The organism is endosymbiont of Acanthamoeba sp. UWC8 (genome assembly GCF_000730245.1).
In the GTDB taxonomy this organism is placed as follows: domain Bacteria; phylum Pseudomonadota; class Alphaproteobacteria; order Rickettsiales; family Midichloriaceae; genus Jidaibacter.
This window is the reverse complement of sequence record NZ_CP004403.1, coordinates 809,272-826,191: the sequence shown is the minus strand read 5'-3', so window position 1 is coordinate 826,191 and position 16,920 is coordinate 809,272. Positions and strand designations below refer to the sequence as shown.

At 36.7% G+C, this 16,920-nt stretch carries 14 protein-coding genes, 1 tRNA gene and 1 other RNA gene; 11 read left to right on the top strand and 5 right to left on the bottom strand.

All coding sequences use genetic code 11. From position 1 onward, the window contains the following. Positions 1-13 precede the first annotated feature (13 nt). The 4 genes from I862_RS04030 to I862_RS04020 form a co-directional block, all read right to left on the bottom strand. On the bottom strand, positions 14-886 hold the full coding sequence (locus I862_RS04030) for a lysophospholipid acyltransferase family protein (protein ID WP_038539178.1): 873 nt from the start codon (positions 884-886) through the stop codon (positions 14-16). Beyond that, a complete protein-coding gene (locus I862_RS04025) occupies positions 887-1,270 on the bottom strand; it encodes an HIT domain-containing protein (protein ID WP_199398787.1) in 384 nt (127 codons plus the stop codon). It abuts the gene before it with no gap. A 22-nt stretch (positions 1,271-1,292) separates the two neighbouring features. Further along, positions 1,293-1,616, bottom strand: a transfer-messenger RNA (tmRNA) gene (gene ssrA / locus I862_RS08140). A gap of 34 nt (positions 1,617-1,650) precedes the next feature. Then, the gene (locus I862_RS04020) at positions 1,651-4,410 is read right to left on the bottom strand and encodes a sodium:solute symporter family transporter (RefSeq protein ID WP_158499266.1); all 2,760 of its coding nucleotides are present in this window, start codon (positions 4,408-4,410) and stop codon (positions 1,651-1,653) included. A gap of 353 nt (positions 4,411-4,763) precedes the next feature. On the opposite strand from I862_RS04020, the gene I862_RS04015 reads away from it, so the two are divergent. From I862_RS04015 to trmB, 8 genes are all read left to right on the top strand, one after another. Continuing rightward, on the top strand, positions 4,764-5,690 hold the full coding sequence (locus tag I862_RS04015; RefSeq protein ID WP_038539170.1) for a tetratricopeptide repeat protein: 927 nt from the start codon (positions 4,764-4,766) through the stop codon (positions 5,688-5,690). A gap of 28 nt (positions 5,691-5,718) precedes the next feature. After that, entirely contained in the window at positions 5,719-6,816 is a 1,098-nt protein-coding gene (locus I862_RS04010; protein WP_075260587.1) for a type IV pilus twitching motility protein PilT, read from the top strand. A 5-nt stretch (positions 6,817-6,821) separates the two neighbouring features. After that, on the top strand, positions 6,822-7,169 hold the full coding sequence (locus I862_RS04005) for a YraN family protein (RefSeq protein WP_052646399.1): 348 nt from the start codon (positions 6,822-6,824) through the stop codon (positions 7,167-7,169). A 191-nt stretch (positions 7,170-7,360) separates the two neighbouring features. Next, positions 7,361-8,779, top strand: coding sequence for a UDP-N-acetylmuramoyl-tripeptide--D-alanyl-D-alanine ligase (locus I862_RS04000; protein ID WP_052646397.1), 1,419 nt, complete (start codon positions 7,361-7,363; stop codon positions 8,777-8,779). Next, a complete protein-coding gene (gene ligA, locus I862_RS03995; RefSeq protein WP_052646395.1) occupies positions 8,780-10,810 on the top strand; it encodes an NAD-dependent DNA ligase LigA in 2,031 nt (676 codons plus the stop codon). An 86-nt stretch (positions 10,811-10,896) separates the two neighbouring features. Continuing rightward, complete coding sequence (locus I862_RS03990) at positions 10,897-11,793, top strand: polyprenyl synthetase family protein (RefSeq protein ID WP_199398786.1); 897 nt, start codon at positions 10,897-10,899, stop codon at positions 11,791-11,793. A 12-nt stretch (positions 11,794-11,805) separates the two neighbouring features. Next, on the top strand, positions 11,806-12,984 hold the full coding sequence (gene metK, locus I862_RS03985) for a methionine adenosyltransferase (protein ID WP_038541293.1): 1,179 nt from the start codon (positions 11,806-11,808) through the stop codon (positions 12,982-12,984). Continuing rightward, the gene (trmB, locus tag I862_RS03980) at positions 12,981-13,643 is read left to right on the top strand and encodes a tRNA (guanosine(46)-N7)-methyltransferase TrmB (protein WP_052646393.1); all 663 of its coding nucleotides are present in this window, start codon (positions 12,981-12,983) and stop codon (positions 13,641-13,643) included. Before metK ends, trmB begins: the two co-directional genes overlap by 4 nt. Positions 13,644-13,712: 69 nt before the next feature. On the opposite strand, the gene I862_RS03975 is transcribed toward trmB, so the two are convergent. Further along, a tRNA-Gln gene (locus tag I862_RS03975) sits at positions 13,713-13,787 on the bottom strand. A 139-nt stretch (positions 13,788-13,926) separates the two neighbouring features. Here I862_RS03975 and atpH point away from each other — a divergent pair. The 3 genes from atpH to I862_RS03960 are packed head-to-tail and all read left to right on the top strand — an operon-like array spanning position 13,927 to position 16,912. Beyond that, on the top strand, positions 13,927-14,475 hold the full coding sequence (gene atpH, locus I862_RS03970; protein WP_038539167.1) for an ATP synthase F1 subunit delta: 549 nt from the start codon (positions 13,927-13,929) through the stop codon (positions 14,473-14,475). 19 nt (positions 14,476-14,494) lie between these two features. Next, entirely contained in the window at positions 14,495-16,015 is a 1,521-nt protein-coding gene (atpA, locus tag I862_RS03965; protein ID WP_267880528.1) for a F0F1 ATP synthase subunit alpha, read from the top strand. A gap of 15 nt (positions 16,016-16,030) precedes the next feature. After that, entirely contained in the window at positions 16,031-16,912 is an 882-nt protein-coding gene (locus tag I862_RS03960; protein WP_038539163.1) for a F0F1 ATP synthase subunit gamma, read from the top strand. Positions 16,913-16,920: the final 8 nt, after the last annotated feature.

Here is a 16,920-nt window from a genome sequence, read left to right as displayed (position 1 = left end):
AAAAGAATTTCGGTTATTCACGGTAAAGCTCCTTATCCCAGCGTTTATGAACCCAAAACCATTGGGTCGGGTCTTTTCTAATCCATTGTTCCATTTTTAGGTTAATTCTACTCATAATGGAATAAGCATTTTCTTCTGTACTTGCAATTATAGCCGGGAAAATTTCAATTTTATATTGCGCTCCCTTAATCCGTGTAACGCAAGCAAGGTAAATCGGGATATTAAACTTTAAAGCCAGATTTGCGGGAGCAGGGGTAGTTCGGGTGGGAAGATTAAAGAAAGGTACTTCAATGCCGTCATTAGTCTTCTGATCAACCAGCATGCCGATTAAATGCCCTGATTTTAAGCTCTCCATAATTTTACGTATACCACCGACTCCTTTTTTTATTTGAATTATTCCATGCTTGTGGCGCGCTCTGCTAATTATGTAATCTACAAACGGATTATTAGCCGGCCGATAAACCAGTGAAAGATTTAAATTATTTTCCTTTAATAAACGCGGAAAGATTTCCCAATTACCATAATGGGCGGAAAGAAAAAGTGCACTTTTGACCTTTTGAAAGGCACCATTTGAGTAATCACATATGGTTACTTGCTTAGCAAATTTTTTTGAAGACATGGTTTGCCAGTGAGGAATCTCACCAATCACTCTCCCTAAATTATTCCACATCTTTTTTATTATTTTATGCTTCTCTTGCTCGCTAAGGTTCGGAAAACATAAGGTAAGGTTTTTATAAGCTACCTTGTTCGCTTTAAATAAACATCCTATTATTTCAAGTAATTTACCGCTTAAGGAAGATGCAACTTCCAGAGGCAATAAGTAGCAAACCAAAAAGTATATGCAAGCAAGTAAAGCTTCTGATAAGTATTTTATTTGCTTCAACATTTATATATCTTTGTGATATTGATCATTAGCAACTAAAGCGCCAAGCTTAGTTTTGCCCAATATATGCAGATGAAAATGAGGTATGGTTTGCATTCCGTCACTGCCATGGTTGGTAATTAATCTGTATCCACTTTCAGCAAGGTCGAAATCATGTGTAAGGGTTCTAACCGTTTTAAAAAAATGTGCAATTTCCTGCTCTGAGGCTTTTAGAATGAAATCATCATAGGAAGTATATTCTCCCTTAGGTATTACTAAAATATGAAGCGGGGCAGCGGGATGAAGATCATGGAAGGCAATTATATTATCATCTTCATAGATTTTATTACAAGCAATCTCATTTTTTATAATTTTAGCAAAGATGTTATTGCTGTCGTATTTTTTCACTTTTATCCTACTAATAGTTAAAAGAAGGGGCTTTCTGTTGCCCGGTAGCCCCCAAACCGCTAATGATTAATTCACACTTAAGCTGCTAGAGCCATAGGAGCGAATCTTTCATTGCTAGCAAAATTATCGTTTGCATTTACTATTTTGACCCATAATCGGTGGTATCATACCGGGTAAAATCTACCTTTTTTAACGCCTGTCGAAGCTAGTTCGCCCCCATAATTTTAATGGTGGAGGCGTCGGGTACCGCCCCCGAGTCCAAAACGCCTATTATAAGCGACATTTATTACCATAGTCATTGCTGACAATTTTAAATATAATACATTTTTACAATTTCTTCAATCTTTATTGGATGAAAATAATCATTTTACTTGATGCTGTTAACCGGCAGTTACCAATATAGATTTCTCTTCTTCTTTTAGCTCTTCATTTTTGAGCTTCGGAAACTCTAAAGTAAATTGAGTATATTTATTTAGCTCTGATTCACAGGAGATATCTCCCTCCATATCTTCCATAACCATTCTACAAAATGCTAATCCGATTCCTGTACCATCTTTACTTTTAGTATAAAACCTATCAAATATATATGGTAAATCTTGGCTAGGTATACCTCTTCCATTATCCTCAAAAATTAATTTGTTATCTTCAGTCCAAATTTTAATATTAACAGCCTCCCCACCATATTTATACGCATTATTAAAAAGGTTTTGGAAAACTTGTTCCATATAGTGCATTGAACCGTAAAACTTAAAGTTACCGGGAATATTAACTTCTATATTTTCAAGCTTGGCAAAATCTCTCCCAAATTCTACCAGCACACGGTCTATGCAATCGATTAAATAATACTCATTTTTATCTTCAGCGATCACCGAGCTTTTTAAGGACATTAGTAGATTACCTACCGTATTAATTCCTTGAGAGCTAATCTTTCTTAAGGTTAAGGCTAAATCTTTAAGTTCGGAACATTCCTTTAAAACAGAATTATCGGATGAGCCGGATTCCAGAGTTGTAATCATTCTTGATAAAGTCAGATCTATATGCTGAGCGCACATATCAATAGCAGCAAGAGGAGTTTTTACTTCATGTGCCATTGCGCCACCGAAAAAACGCATGACCTCTAACTTTTCCTCTGTATCAATTTCTTTACGCCTTGCAAATAATAAGCCTATTAGGGTAGCAAAAACACAAACATAAATTGATAAGTAAACAGTATCAAAATCAACCTGAGGAATAGGTGCTCCGATCACCGACCCATAAAATAGATAGCCCAGTAATACACCGGTGAGAAATATTATAATAAAACTTGTCCAATCAACAAGCATTGCAAGCAACATGATAGCTAAAGTTAAGTTGATCAGCCATTCGACATCCGCACTCATAACAATAAACATAACGGTAGTTACAAATGGCAAACAATACATAAGAGTAAGGTGCCAATACAGGGGGAAATATTTCTTAAATCGTTTAGGCCAATATTCTTTAAATAATAATCCGACGCATAGTAGCCCGGCAATTAACCTTAAGCTAAGCATTACAAAGTAATTAAGCGGTTTTTGATGAGTCCACATAAAGTAAGGCACGATGTAGTTAACACAACAAAATATTCCGAACATTAGATGATTAGCACCAAAATTTTCTACTTTGGTTTTAGAATACCTGTATATATTCTTAGGCGTAGGTAAATGCTTAACTATCATCTTAATCATTTTTTCATAGGTTACAGTGCTAGCTTGTTTAGGAGATGCCGTATTCGAGAGGACTTTTGTTAAGCCTTGTTTTAATATAAAAAGCGGGATGATATAACCTAAAAAACCTAGGGCAGCAGTAAATATCGGAATTGCTGACCCCATATTAAGGCTATTTGCTACTGTAGATGCAATTATAGAGCAAATGCTGCATAACCAAAAAGAAGATTTTAAAACCCGATAGCCTAAAATGCCGAAAAATAAAGGTATACCAAAAATGGTGAGTATAAGAGAACAACTTAATGTTAATATGCTAATAATATTATAATTTCTCAGGGCAATCATCATTGCCAACAAACCTGCCGTTAAGGTACATAACTTCATGAAATTAAGTTTGCCGAGCTCAGTCTTAAGGGCTTTTTGCGGCATTACATTATGAGCAATTAGTATACCTGCTGAGTTAAGAAATGAATCGGCAGTGGACATTAACACTGCTATCATTCCGGAAATTGCCAAACCTTTTATCAAAGGAGGAAGGTAGTCATTTATTAATGTGGGTATCAGCACTCGGGGTTCGGCATTCGGGTATAATTTTAATGTGGAAAGACCGATACAGGTTACCATAAATACCATGGCAATTTGTAAAACAGCGTATGCATAGGTAATATGGGCGACTTGTTTATTGTTTTGTGCCATTAAATAGCGCTGAATGATTGAAGGAAAGAAAAGGCTGAAAGGTAAGGAGAAAAATAGTCCAAGTAGTAAATATTCATAAAATTTAGGGTGATTTATAATTTGCATATGAGGTTCGGTTTCAATACCGCTAAAAACTTTACCTAATCCTCCTACTTGGTTAGTCGCCACATTAGCAATGATCGGTACCATGATAATCAACATTGCAAATTGGAGAATAGCAGTCACGGTTATCGATTTAATTCCGCCGAAAGTTGAGTAAGCGATAATTAATCCGCTGGTAATTAATACTCCATAAGTATAGTTTATGTTTAAAATATTTGCAGCTAAATGCCCAAGTGCGATTAATTGCATTGCAAGTAATGTAGTGCAGGCTATGAATCCGGCAATTCCTGAAAACTTTTCAGCCTTAACTCCGTAAAAGTATTTTATCAGGTCGCTTGCTGATATCATGCCGTCAAATCTACCGTCAAATCTTGGTGCGATATAATAAGCCATTATCAGGGCGCTTATTATCGGTCCTATCATAGCTAAAAGATAAACTATTCCATCCTCGAATATTTGAGCAACATCTCCGGTAGTAGAGCCTCCCCCAACCATCGTTGCAAGCAGGGTAATAAGCAATACTGGTGTACCAAATGATTTATTGGCAATGGCATATTCTCTTATGTTTTTGAGGTCTTTGCCGGCAATTATTCCAATTACTAAAGTAGCCATCAAAAATATAAGAACTATGGTTTTATCTATATCAAAATATTGCATTATGTAACCCTGTTCCATCACTAATTATAAATATATTGTTCTAGCTACCTAAAAATCATTTCACAGATAATAAAGTTTTTAACTAAGCTTTTAAAGCTTAAGTGCCTATATAACTTACGGCCATTAGGCAAATTAGTAATAAATTTTTAATATTATTGCAATCTTTTTATAAATAAAACATATGAAGCATGCTTCGTATGTTTATGAAGAGCTTATGTCCAATAAGCTAAAAGCCATAATATATATGAAATACAATATAACTTAAGAATGGATAAATAGTTTGAAAATTAAACTAAAAATCATTACCTTAATATATATTAAGAAAAAAATTATTTTTCAATTAAGTATTTATTATGCTTTGTAAATATAAGAAGCTAGTTTTATTATTGTTATATATTTTAGGTATTTTGTTTCCTTGTCTTACTTTCAGTAGCCAGGATATAAAAAAAGTAGCCGATAACAAAGCTTCTAAAGTTATAACCGAGCCGAATAATATACCTCAAAATACTAATAAAAATTTAACCGAACAAGATCTGATTCATTCTATTGCGGAAGCTATTAAACCGCCTATACCTACTAAAGAAGGAGTGGAAATTAATTATGGTTTTACTCCTGCCAGCCCGGTTAATCTCGGAGGAAGTGCTTCTAAAAGTACTAATTTAAATATCAAAATTGAAAATCAATCAACTACTGAATTACCCCTGGTTGAAATTATTAATAAAGGCTACCGAGCTGCTTTAGCCGGGCACTATGAATCAGCAATTTTTTTATATAAAAAAGCTCTTATACATGAGTCGGATAATATAAATATTCTTTATAGTTTAGGTATTATGTACCATAAACTAAGGCAATTAAAAGAGGCTAAATATTACTATAAAGAAGTACTGAAGCTCAAGCCGGATCAGCAGAAAGCGCTGCATAATTTCTTAGCGGTAATTGCTGAAGAATCACCAGAGAAAGGCTTACAGGAACTAATGCTGCTTAATAAAGCTAATCCGAATTATTCACCGGTGCTCGCACAAATCGGTATGATATATGCAAGGCAGGGAGAATATGATAAAGCTGAAAGTTATCTTAGGAAAGCAATGATTATTTCACCGCAGGAAATTCTTTATAAATATAATACTGCAGTAATGTATGACAAAATCGGTAAATACAAACCGGCATTAAAATTATATAAAGAAATTATTGAAGCAGGGGATTCAGGTGAAGCTTTGCCGCAGAGTTTGAATATAATTAAACAAAGAGCGAGATTTTTAATAGCAAAAGGGAACGGATAGACAATATCCGAATGAGGGAGATAATTTTATGGACTTAAACAGCTTACTTACCTACGCAAGGGAACATAATGCTTCGGATCTGCATCTGGCTTGCGGTTATCCTCCGATAGTTAGAATCGGCGGTGTAATGCAAAAGCTGAATGTAAGCCAATTAACTACCGAAGATATAGAAAAGATCTTTTTCTCAATAGCTAATGAGCAACAAGCAGAAATATTCAAACAGGATTTAGAATTGGATTTTGCAATTGAATCCAACAAATTTAGATATAGGTCAAATATCTATAGCACAATTAATGGTCCAAGTATTGCGATTAGGGTAATCTCGGACAAGATAAAAAACCTGCAAGAATTAATGGTGCCGGCAGTAGTTGAGAGGTTTACTAAAATTAAAAAAGGGTTAGTAGTTGTGACGGGGGCTACCGGAAGCGGAAAAAGTACTACACTTGCAGCTATGATTGAGCATATTAATACACAATACAGCAAACATATCATAACTATTGAAGACCCGATAGAATATAAATTCACTTCTAATAAATGTTTAATAAACCAAAGGGAAGTAGGTGCTAATACTCACTCATTTGCTAAAGCGCTTAAAAGCGCATTGAGAGAAAACCCGGATATAATAATGATCGGGGAGCTGAGAGACTTGGAGACCATTCAGCTTGCACTTACGGCCGCGGAAACGGGGCATTTGGTTTTTGGAACATTGCATACCAGCTCGGCTGCTAAAACTATTGATAGGATAGTGGATGTCTTCCCGACCAATGATAAACCGATGATCAGGACAATGCTTGCAAGCTCTCTGGAAGGCATTATTTCACAGGCGTTGCTGCCTAAACCTAACGGTAATGAGAGGGTAGCGGCTTATGAAGTTTTGATTGCAAATTCGGCAATCAGAAATTTAATAAGAGAAAATAAGCTTTACCAAGTTTCTTCTTTAATGCAAATTGGCAGTAAACAAGGAATGGTACTAATGGATCAATCTATCAATGCTCTTTATTCTAAAGGAATGATTAGCGAGGAAGTTGCTAAAGATTATGCTGCGCAGCTTAATAATAAAGAAGAGCAGCCGAAAACTTCGGAAAACTTAGCTTCTCCCTTTACTTATCAGGATAACGAATTTTAATTAGTATGCTGAAATCCTATCAATACGGCTTAAGGGGAGAAGAGTTGGGATGCGAGTATTTAAGATCAAAGGGCTATAAAATCTTATCAATACGGTTTAAAACTGCTTACGGAGAAATTGATATAATTGCTTGTCATGAGGACACTATTATATTTACTGAAGTTAAAGCGAGAACCAAACTAAAGCACTATGAAGTTTTATCAAATAAGCAGATCAAAAGGATATCTCAAGCGGCAAATTACTATCTGGCCGAGAATAGTATTAATGATAAAGATATAAGGTTTGATTTTATATTATTAGAAGGCAATAAAGTAGTTTCACATATCGAAAACGCCTGGGAATATGCAGAATAGTTTTTAAACTTCTTTAAATACTTAGTAGATAATAAGTATATTATACATAGCTATATATAAAATTGGTTTTTTCCCCATTCTTTAATTAAGAAAGGTATACTTGTAATCTTAAGCACTAGCTATTTATACTTGCTTTATATGGGTTTTGACCCTAAATTTGGTAGGAAAGTAATTTGTTTGAGGGCTTGAGTATGAATAGTTCTTTAGCTGATAAAGCTCATGAAAAATTTCAGGGAGAGGAAAAAATAATTTGGAATAAAGCTTCGCTGGAGCAAGCTTTAGGCTGTGAAGTAAGAGCTTCTTTTTCAGCTTGCGGGGTTTCTATAAATTCAAGAACCATTCGGAGGGGGGAAATATTTATTGCAATTAAGGGTGAAAATTTTGACGGTAATGATTTTGCATTTGACGCATTAGAAAAAGGAGCATCGCTTGCAATCGTAAGCGGCGCTGATAATAATTTGCTGCATGACAATAAAAAAGTGGTTGTAGTTAAAGATACCATGGTTGCTTTAACTAAAATGGCTAAATTTGCTCGTAGCAGAATTAAAGGCAAAGTGATCGGAGTTACTGGAAGCGTCGGCAAAACCAGTGCGAAAGAAATGTTAAAATTAGCTCTTGAGAACCAAGGTAACGTATTTGCGACCGAAGGCTCGTATAATAATCATATAGGCTTACCACTTTCGCTAGCTAAGCTACCCGAGGATAGTGATTATGCGATTATAGAAATGGGTATGAATCATGCCGGTGAATTAGCAGACTTAACTGTGCTTGCAATTCCGGATATTGCCGTCATCACCAATGTTGAAGCCGTACATTTAGAGTTTTTTAAATCAGTATCAGCCATAGCTGACGCTAAATCGGAAATATTTAACAGTATGCAAGCAGGCGGGTTTGCAATTATAAATTTTGATAACCCTTATCACCAAATATTAGTTAGTAAGGCGCATAATAAACAGCTTAATGTAGTTGGGTTTAGCGAAACACAAAAGACCCCGGCACGTTTGATAAGCTATAAGTTGGAAAAAGGTATTTCGCATATAAAGGCTGAGCTGTTCGGCAGAGAATACGAATATACTATAAATGCACCTGGAAAGCACTTAGCTTATAATAGTATCGCAGTATTAGCCGCAACTAAGATTGCGGGAGCCGAAGTGGATTGTGCAGCATATAATCTTTCAAAGTTTCATAGTGTAAAAGGAAGAGGAGAAATCCATCATTTAAAAAAAATTACCGTGCTTGATGAATCTTATAATGCAAGCCCGGTGGCAGTTAAAGCCGCACTTAGCAATTTAGGTAATTATCAAGCTAAGGGTGTAAGGCTTATTGCCGTTCTTGGTGATATGGCTGAACTTGGTGTAAATTCGGCAAATTTCCACAAAGAATTAGTTCAGGACATTATTAAAAATAAAATCGATAAGGTATTTACGGTTGGTGCATACATGAATCATTTGCATGAAGAATTACCGAAAGAGCTGAAAGAAGCTCATACTGATACTTCAGAACAAATGGCTGAAATTATCAAAAAATATGTCAATGAAAGCGATGTTATCTTAGTAAAAGGCCGCCGCACAATGAAAATGGAAAATATAGTTGAAGCTCTAGTAAAGTAGATGAAAAGAAGTTTGTCGGAAGAAATAGCTAATTTACAAAAAGAAATCAGGCATCACGACTACCTATATTATAACCTGAATAGTCCTGAAATTTCCGATGCTAAATATGATGAATTAAGAAAAAGGCTGGAAGCTTTAGAAAAAGAGCTGAAGCGGCAAGGGGGGCAAAGCACGCTTGATCTGGTCGGCTTTGAGCCGGATAGGAGATTTAAAAAAGTTAAGCATACCTATCCTATGCTCTCACTTGCTAATGCTTTCGAGATGACGGATATAGAGGAATTTATTACAAAAGTTAATCGGTTTTTAGGACTACCCGAAGATAATTCGCTTGATTTATGCTGTGAGCCCAAAATTGACGGCTTATCTTTCGCCGCAGTATTTGAAAAAGGAAAGTTAGTGAGGGGTGCAACCAGGGGAGACGGAGAATTCGGTGAGGACATTACCCAAAACTTAAAGCAGGTGATAAGCTTTCCTGAGCAGGTGGAATTAAAGGAGGATTTTGAAGTTAGAGGTGAGGTATATATGCTTAAGAGTGATTTTCTTAAGCTTAACGAGACTCAGGAAAAAGCGAATAAACAAATATTTGCAAATCCTCGTAATGCCGCCGCAGGTTCATTAAGGCAGCTCGATAGCAGCATTACTAAATCAAGGAATTTACGATATTTTATTTGGAGCGGAGATATAGGGGGCGTAAGTACTCAACATCAGTTGCTAAGCAAACTTAAGGATTTAGGGTTTTGTACTAATATCCATATTAAAGTAGCCGGGTCAGTAGAGGAGATTGAAGAATACTATAAAGATATGCAATTTAAGCGCAGTTCACTTGATTATGATATAGATGGGGTGGTTTATAAGGTTAATGATTTTGTTTTGCAGAATAGGCTAGGAATAGTAAGTAGGGCGCCAAGGTGGGCGATAGCTCATAAATTTTCAGCTGAAAAAGCGATAACAAAAATAAAAAATATAATTATACAAGTCGGCAGAATGGGAACACTCACTCCGGTTGCCGAGCTGGAACCGGTGAATGTAGGCGGGGTTTTGGTATCCAGAGCTACGCTCCATAATGAAGAAGAGATTATTCGTAAGGATTTTAGGATCGGTGATACTGTAGTAGTGCAGAGAGCCGGGGATGTTATACCTCAAGTAATTGAAGTAATTTTAGATCATAGACCTTCTGATACTAAGGCATTCAGGTTACCTGGTTACTGTCCGATATGTGGAAGTGAAGCTGTAAAAAATCCGGATGAAGTTGCTAAAAGGTGCTCAGGCGGGCTAAAATGTAAAGCACAAGTGATCGAGAAATTAAAGCATTTTGTCTCTCGTAATGCTTTTAATATCGAGGGCTTAGGAGAAAAGCAAATAGAAGAGTTCTATCATGATAGCTTAGTTACTACTCCGGTTGATTTATTTACTCTTGAAGAACGAGATATTAAAGCTGATCATAAAATAATGCGAAGAGAAGGGTGGGGGAAAAAATCTTCCGAAAACTTATTCAATGCTATAAACAAGTCACGTGCCATTACGTTAGATAAATTTATTTATGCGCTAGGGATTAGGCATGTGGGGGAAGTTACCGCTAAGCTTCTGGCTGTACATTTCAGTAATATAGAATTTTTATTAAATGCTTTTAATGTAGAAAATATTGAAGATGAACTTATCAATATTGAAGGTATTGGTGAGGTGATGGCAAATGAAATCATTCATTTCTTTAAAGATAATTTTAATAGTAATTTGATTGCTAGGCTTTTGGAATATATTACTGTTTTGGATTACAGTTCTCCCAAAACAGGTGAGAATGAATACAGCGGTAAAACATTCGTATTTACCGGCAGTCTTAAAAATATGACACGCAGTGAAGCAAAAGCAATTGCCGAAAGAATGGGGGCTAAGGTTGCTTCAGCAGTCTCAAAGAGCACAAACTTCGTGGTTGCAGGAGAAGATGCGGGATCTAAGCTTGAAAATGCTAAAAAGCTCGGGGTGAACATTTTATCCGAAGAGGAATGGATAAATATAGCTAAGCAAATAGGCTAAAAATTATTTAGCAAATTTAGGTGTAAATAATCTTATTAAAGTGTTATAAAGGCACACAATTACTAATTAATTTTAAAGGTAAGCCTGTGGGTAGAGAAATGCTTGAAAAATCCATTGAAAGCACTGCGGAACAACTTCACGCAATAATGGATGAATTGCTTCCTGAGCCGAGCGGGTTAATTGAGGATCAATTATTCAAAGCATTAAGATATGTTGCTCTTTCTCCAGGAAAAAGAATTAGGCCTTACCTGGTGGTGGCAACTTCAAATGCTTTTGGGGTTTCTCTTGATTGTGCGTTAAAGACAGCAGTTGCAATTGAGTTTATCCATGCTTACTCACTAGTGCATGATGATCTACCGGCAATGGATAATGATGATTTTAGAAGGGGGCAACCGAGCTGCCACAAAAAATTTGATGAAGCTACTGCTATTTTAACCGGAGATGCGCTTCTTACTCTTGCTTTTGAAATGCTTGCACATGAATCAACCCATCCTGATCCGGGGGTTAGAACTGAGTTGATATCTAAAATAGCCGTTGCATCAGGCTATAGGGGTATGGTCGGTGGGCAAATGATGGATTTATTAGCTCAGCATAATACCCTGGAATTTTCTGAGGTTGTACGCTTACAGCGCATGAAAACAGGAGCATTATTTGCTATTTCTTGTGAAGCGGGCGCAATTTTAGGCAAAGCTTCAAAAAACTTAAGGAATGCTTTAAGGGCTTATGCAAATAATATCGGTATAGCCTTCCAAATTACCGATGATCTATTAGATGCCGAAGGCACAAGAGAAGAAACCGGAAAAAGTGTCGGAAAAGATAAGTCCCAAGGGAAAGCAACTTTAGTTTCATGCATAGGGATAGAAAAAGCAAGGGAACATGCGCTGGTTTTAGCTAAACAGGCAATTGAGCATTTGAACATATTTGACGGCAAAGCTAATTTGTTAAAGGAGCTTGCATACTTTATTGTTGAACGTAATAAATAGATGTAAATGTATATGGAACTAAAGAAAAGCGGTTACCTATTTACCAGTGAGTCGGTAGCTGAAGGGCACCCGGATAAAGTTTGCGACCAGATATCCGATTCCATCCTCGATACTTTTATTGAATCTGACCCGAATGCCAGAGTAGCGTGCGAAACCATGGTGGTGCCGAACCATGTAATACTTGGCGGTGAAATTAGTTCAACACATTTACTTTCAAGCGAAGAGATTGAACTGGTCGTGAGAAATAAAATAAAAGAAATAGGTTATGAGCAGGAGAAATTTCACTGGCAAACGGTAAAGATTTTAAACTTTATCGGAAGGCAATCACCTGATATAGCGTTAGGGGTAGACAGTTCAAAAGAAAAGGAAGAAGGTGCAGGAGATCAAGGGCTGATGTTCGGTTATGCTTGCGGGGAAACGGAGGATTTAATGCCTGCGCCGATCATTTATGCGCATAGGGTTTTAGAGAATATCTCAGTTGCACGGAAGTCAGGAAAAATACAAGGCTTATATTCGGATGCAAAAAGCCAAGTTACTTTGCTATATGACGAAGAAGGGTTACCGCTTAAAGCAACCGATGTTGTGGTTTCAATTCAACATCATGCAAGCCTTACCCAAGCGAAAGTTAAAGAAATAATTTACCCTTATGTTGAAGCCACACTGCCTAAAGGGTGGATGTGCGAGTATGATAGGTTACTCGTGAACCCGACAGGCAAATTTATAATAGGGGGGCCTGAGAGCGATGCAGGGCTTACGGGAAGAAAAATCATAGTAGATACATACGGCGGCGCAGCCCCGCACGGCGGCGGAGCATTCTCGGGCAAGGATCCAACTAAAGTTGATAGGTCAGCGGCATATGCAGCACGTTACCTGGCAAAGAATATTGTTGCTTCGGGTCTGGCTAATAAATGCCTGATCCAAATTTCTTATGCGATAGGTGTTCCTCAGCCTGTTTCAATATATGTTAGTACTTACGGTACCGGTAAAATAAAGGATAGAGAAATAGAGCTTATTATTCCTAAATTGATGGATTTGACTCCTAAAGGTATAAGAGTTCACCTTAATTTAAATAAACCTATTTATTCAAAAACCGCAACCTACGGGCATTTCGGCAGAAAGCCGGATGAGATGGGACATTTTACCTGGGAGAAGATGGATTTAATTGAAAAACTTAAGTCATATTTAGCATGAATCAAGAAAAAAAATACCTATCATCATTTGCACGCAGAATAAGCAGGAAGCTATCTCCGTACCAAAAAGAACTGTTGGATCAATTTCTACCCCTTGTATTGTTTAATGGAGAAAATTTTGAAAATGTGCTAAAGAATTATACACGAGCCAAGTTTGAAATCGGTTTCGGTAATGGAGATCACATATTAGCACAAGCAATAAAAAATCCTAAAACTTTGTTTATCGGTTGTGAGCCTTACTTAAACGGGGTGACCAAAGTATTGGATGAAATTAAAAACCAAGGTTTGAAAAATATTTTGCTTTATCCCGATGATGCAAGAAATGCGTTGGAGATTATAGAAGTTGGTGTGTTACAAACAGTTTATATATTATTCCCCGATCCATGGCCGAAAAATAAACAAAAAAAACGCAGAGTTATTAATAAAGAAACATTAAGCATGATACATGAAAAGTTATGTAATACTGGTGAATTAATTATTGCAACCGATCACAAAGATTATGCTCAATCAATTCTTAAAGATATAGAAGAGATTGACTTATTTAAATTTAATGATGAAAATTTTGACATATATGAACAGCCTGAGTATTGGGTAAAAACTAAGTATGAAACCAAAGCCTTGGCCGGCAGAAGCCATTATATACTGTTGGTTAAGAAGTAAGGCTTGCTAGCGCGCGAAGGTTAGAAAAAATTATAGAATATTTTAGCAGATATATGAATAAATTTTAAATGGCTGGGATGGCAGGATTCGAACCTACGAATGGCGGTATCAAAAACCGCTGCCTTACCACTTGGCGACATCCCAAAGACTTAAAAACAGAAACTAATATATTACCTTACTTACTTTTTGCAAGTCTTTTTTATATGAAAATTATTTTACAGTTATGCTTGTAAGTAGAATAAATGTATGATAATCCTACCCAGTGTTAATATTTAAGTATATTATGGAAGCAGCAAGAAATGTTACCGCTAAGCGTTACTCAGAAGCACTTTTTAGTGCCGCCCAAGGTGTGCATGCTTTAAAAGAGGTGGCTGCGGATTTAGATAAGTTAAAAGTAGTCTTTAAGGAGAATCAGCGGTATTTGAAATTCATACTGCCCAAGGTAGTTCCTTCTAAAATTAAAAATATATTTTTAAATACGGCAATTTCAAAGCTTGAGCTGAATGAGATTACACATAACTTTTTAAGAGTGCTTGTCAGGCAAAATAAAGTTTATGCGATCGATGATATCCGAAAAGCTTTTTTTGAAAGTCTTGAAGTTCATAATAATGAGCTTAGGGTTTTTGTTACCAGTGCAGTTGCTTTGCCTGAAGCTGAGAGTAAAAAACTTTCCGATGAGCTTGGGGCGATATTTAATAAAAAAATAATTCTAAATGTAGTTGTGGATAAGAATGTTTTGGGTGGTCTTTTAGTTAGAGTTGGATCGCAATTGCTGGATGCAACGTTAAAAAACAAGCTGCAAAGGATTAGAAAATTAGCTTTACAAAATTAAAATAAATTAGGAGATACTGATGAACGCATCAGAAATATCAGAAGTATTAAAAAAACAAATTGCGAATTTTGAAAGTGATGCTGAGCTAAGTGAAGTAGGGCAGGTTGTTAAGGTTTCTGACGGGGTAGCGATTGCCTATGGCCTGGATAATGTGCAAGCCTCTGAGATGGTAGAGTTTAGCAGCGGTGTTAAAGGGATGGTGCTGAATTTGGGTGAAGACGGTGTCGGAATAGTAATCTTCGGGGAAGATAGACAAGTTAATGAAGGTGATATTGTAAAAAGAACCGGCAAAATTGTTGAAGTGCCGGTCGGCAAAGGATTGCTCGGTAGGGTTGTTGATGCCTTAGGAAATCCCCTGGACGGTAAAGGTGCCCTTACTGATGTGGAATATAAAAGAGTTGAAGTTAAAGCACCGGGTATTATTGATAGGCAATCGGTAAGTGAGCCGGTGCAAACAGGTATCAAAGCGATTGATAGTTTAATTCCGATTGGAAGAGGGCAGCGTGAATTAATTATCGGTGATAGGCAGACAGGTAAAACTGCTCTCGTTTTGGATACAATTTTAAATCAAAAGACCGCTCACATTGAAAAAGATACGGCAAAGCAAATTTACTGTATATATGTTGCAATTGGGCAAAAGCGTTCTTCGGTTGCTAAAATAGTGAAAAAGTTAGAAGAAGAAGGTGCGTTAGATTATTCAATTATAGTTGTAGCAAGTGCGTCGGAAGCTGCCCCGATGGCATTTTTAGCTCCCTATACAGGCTGCGCAATGGGTGAATATTTCAGAGATAACGCTATGCATGCGTTAATTGCATATGATGATTTATCTAAGCATGCTGTTGCATATCGTCAGATGTCGTTACTTTTAAGGCGTCCGCCGGGGCGTGAAGCTTATCCCGGAGATGTATTCTACTTACATTCGCGCTTACTTGAGCGTGCTGCTAAGATGTCTGATGAGAAAGGTGCAGGTTCTTTGACTGCGCTTCCGGTTATTGAAACACAAGCCGGGGATGTTTCGGCATATATACCGACTAACGTAATTTCTATTACCGACGGCCAGATTTTCCTTGAAACAGAATTGTTTTATAAAGGGGTTAGGCCTGCGGTAAATGTAGGGCTTTCAGTAAGTAGAGTAGGTTCTGCCGCGCAAATTAAGGCGATGAAACAAGTTGCGGGAAGCGTTAAACTTGAGCTTGCTCAATATCGTGAAATGGAAGCTTTTGCTCAATTCGGTTCGGATCTCGATGCTTCAACCCAAAAGTTATTGGCGCGTGGTTCAAGGCTAACGGAATTATTAAAACAAGCTCAGTTTAAGCCGTATTCTGTGGAAACTCAAGTCGCAATAATCTTTGCCGGCGTTAAAGGGTATTTTGATACTATTCCAGTAAAAGATGTAAAAAGATTTGAGGAAGAATTAGTCCGAGGGCTTAATAATAATCCGAAAATCTTAAATAAAATTAAAAAAGAACAGAAGATTAGCGAAGAGACGGAAGCCGAGCTTAGAGCTTTTCTTGAGCAAAGTGCTAAAATGTTTGCATAAAAGGGTTGAAAACAGATGCCGTCATTACAGTCACTAAAAAATAGAATAAAAAGCATTAAGTCTACGCAAAAGATTACTAAGGCGATGAAAGTGGTATCTACTTCTAAGCTTAAAAAAGCTAGAGAAAAATCTGAAGCCGCAGTCCATTATGCAGACAAAATGCAAAACATATTAATTGCTGCTTCTTCGTTAATATGTGAAGAATTTGAAGAAACATCTTTACTTAAAAATAATAGTGAAGAAAAAGTGCAGTTAATGATCGTAGTGACAGCTGATAGAGGGCTTTGCGGAGCTTTCAATATTTCGATAATTAAGACGGTTAGAAAGGCTATAGATGACCTCGTTGCCCAAGGTAAGGACATCAAAATTATTTGTATTGGTAAAAAAGGATATGAACTTTTAAAGAAAAATTACGGTAAATATATTATTGCTCATAAAGACGGAATCGGAAGCAAGGGAGTGAAATACTCCGAAGCCTGTGATATAGCTGAAAGAGCGTTATCTTTAATTCATGATAATCAGGTTGATTCTTGTCATATTTATTATAATAAATTTAAATCGGTAATAGCTCAAGTTCCGACTCAGCAGCAATTAATCCCGCTCTTAAAGGAAGAGCTGAAGGAAGAGGAAGAAAAGATTGTTAATGAATTTGAATTCGAACCGGATAAAGAAAAAATATTGTTGGATTTACTGCCGAAAAATTTGAAGGTGCAAATTTATAAGGCATTGCTTGAGAGTTTTGCCGGTGAACATGCTTCGCGTATGACTGCAATGGATAATGCCACAAGAAACTCGGGCGAGATGATTAAGAAATTACAGCTTGTTTATAATAGAACAAGGCAAGCATATATTACTAAAGAATTAATTGAAATCATATCAGGCGCGGAAGCAATTTAAAGGAGAAG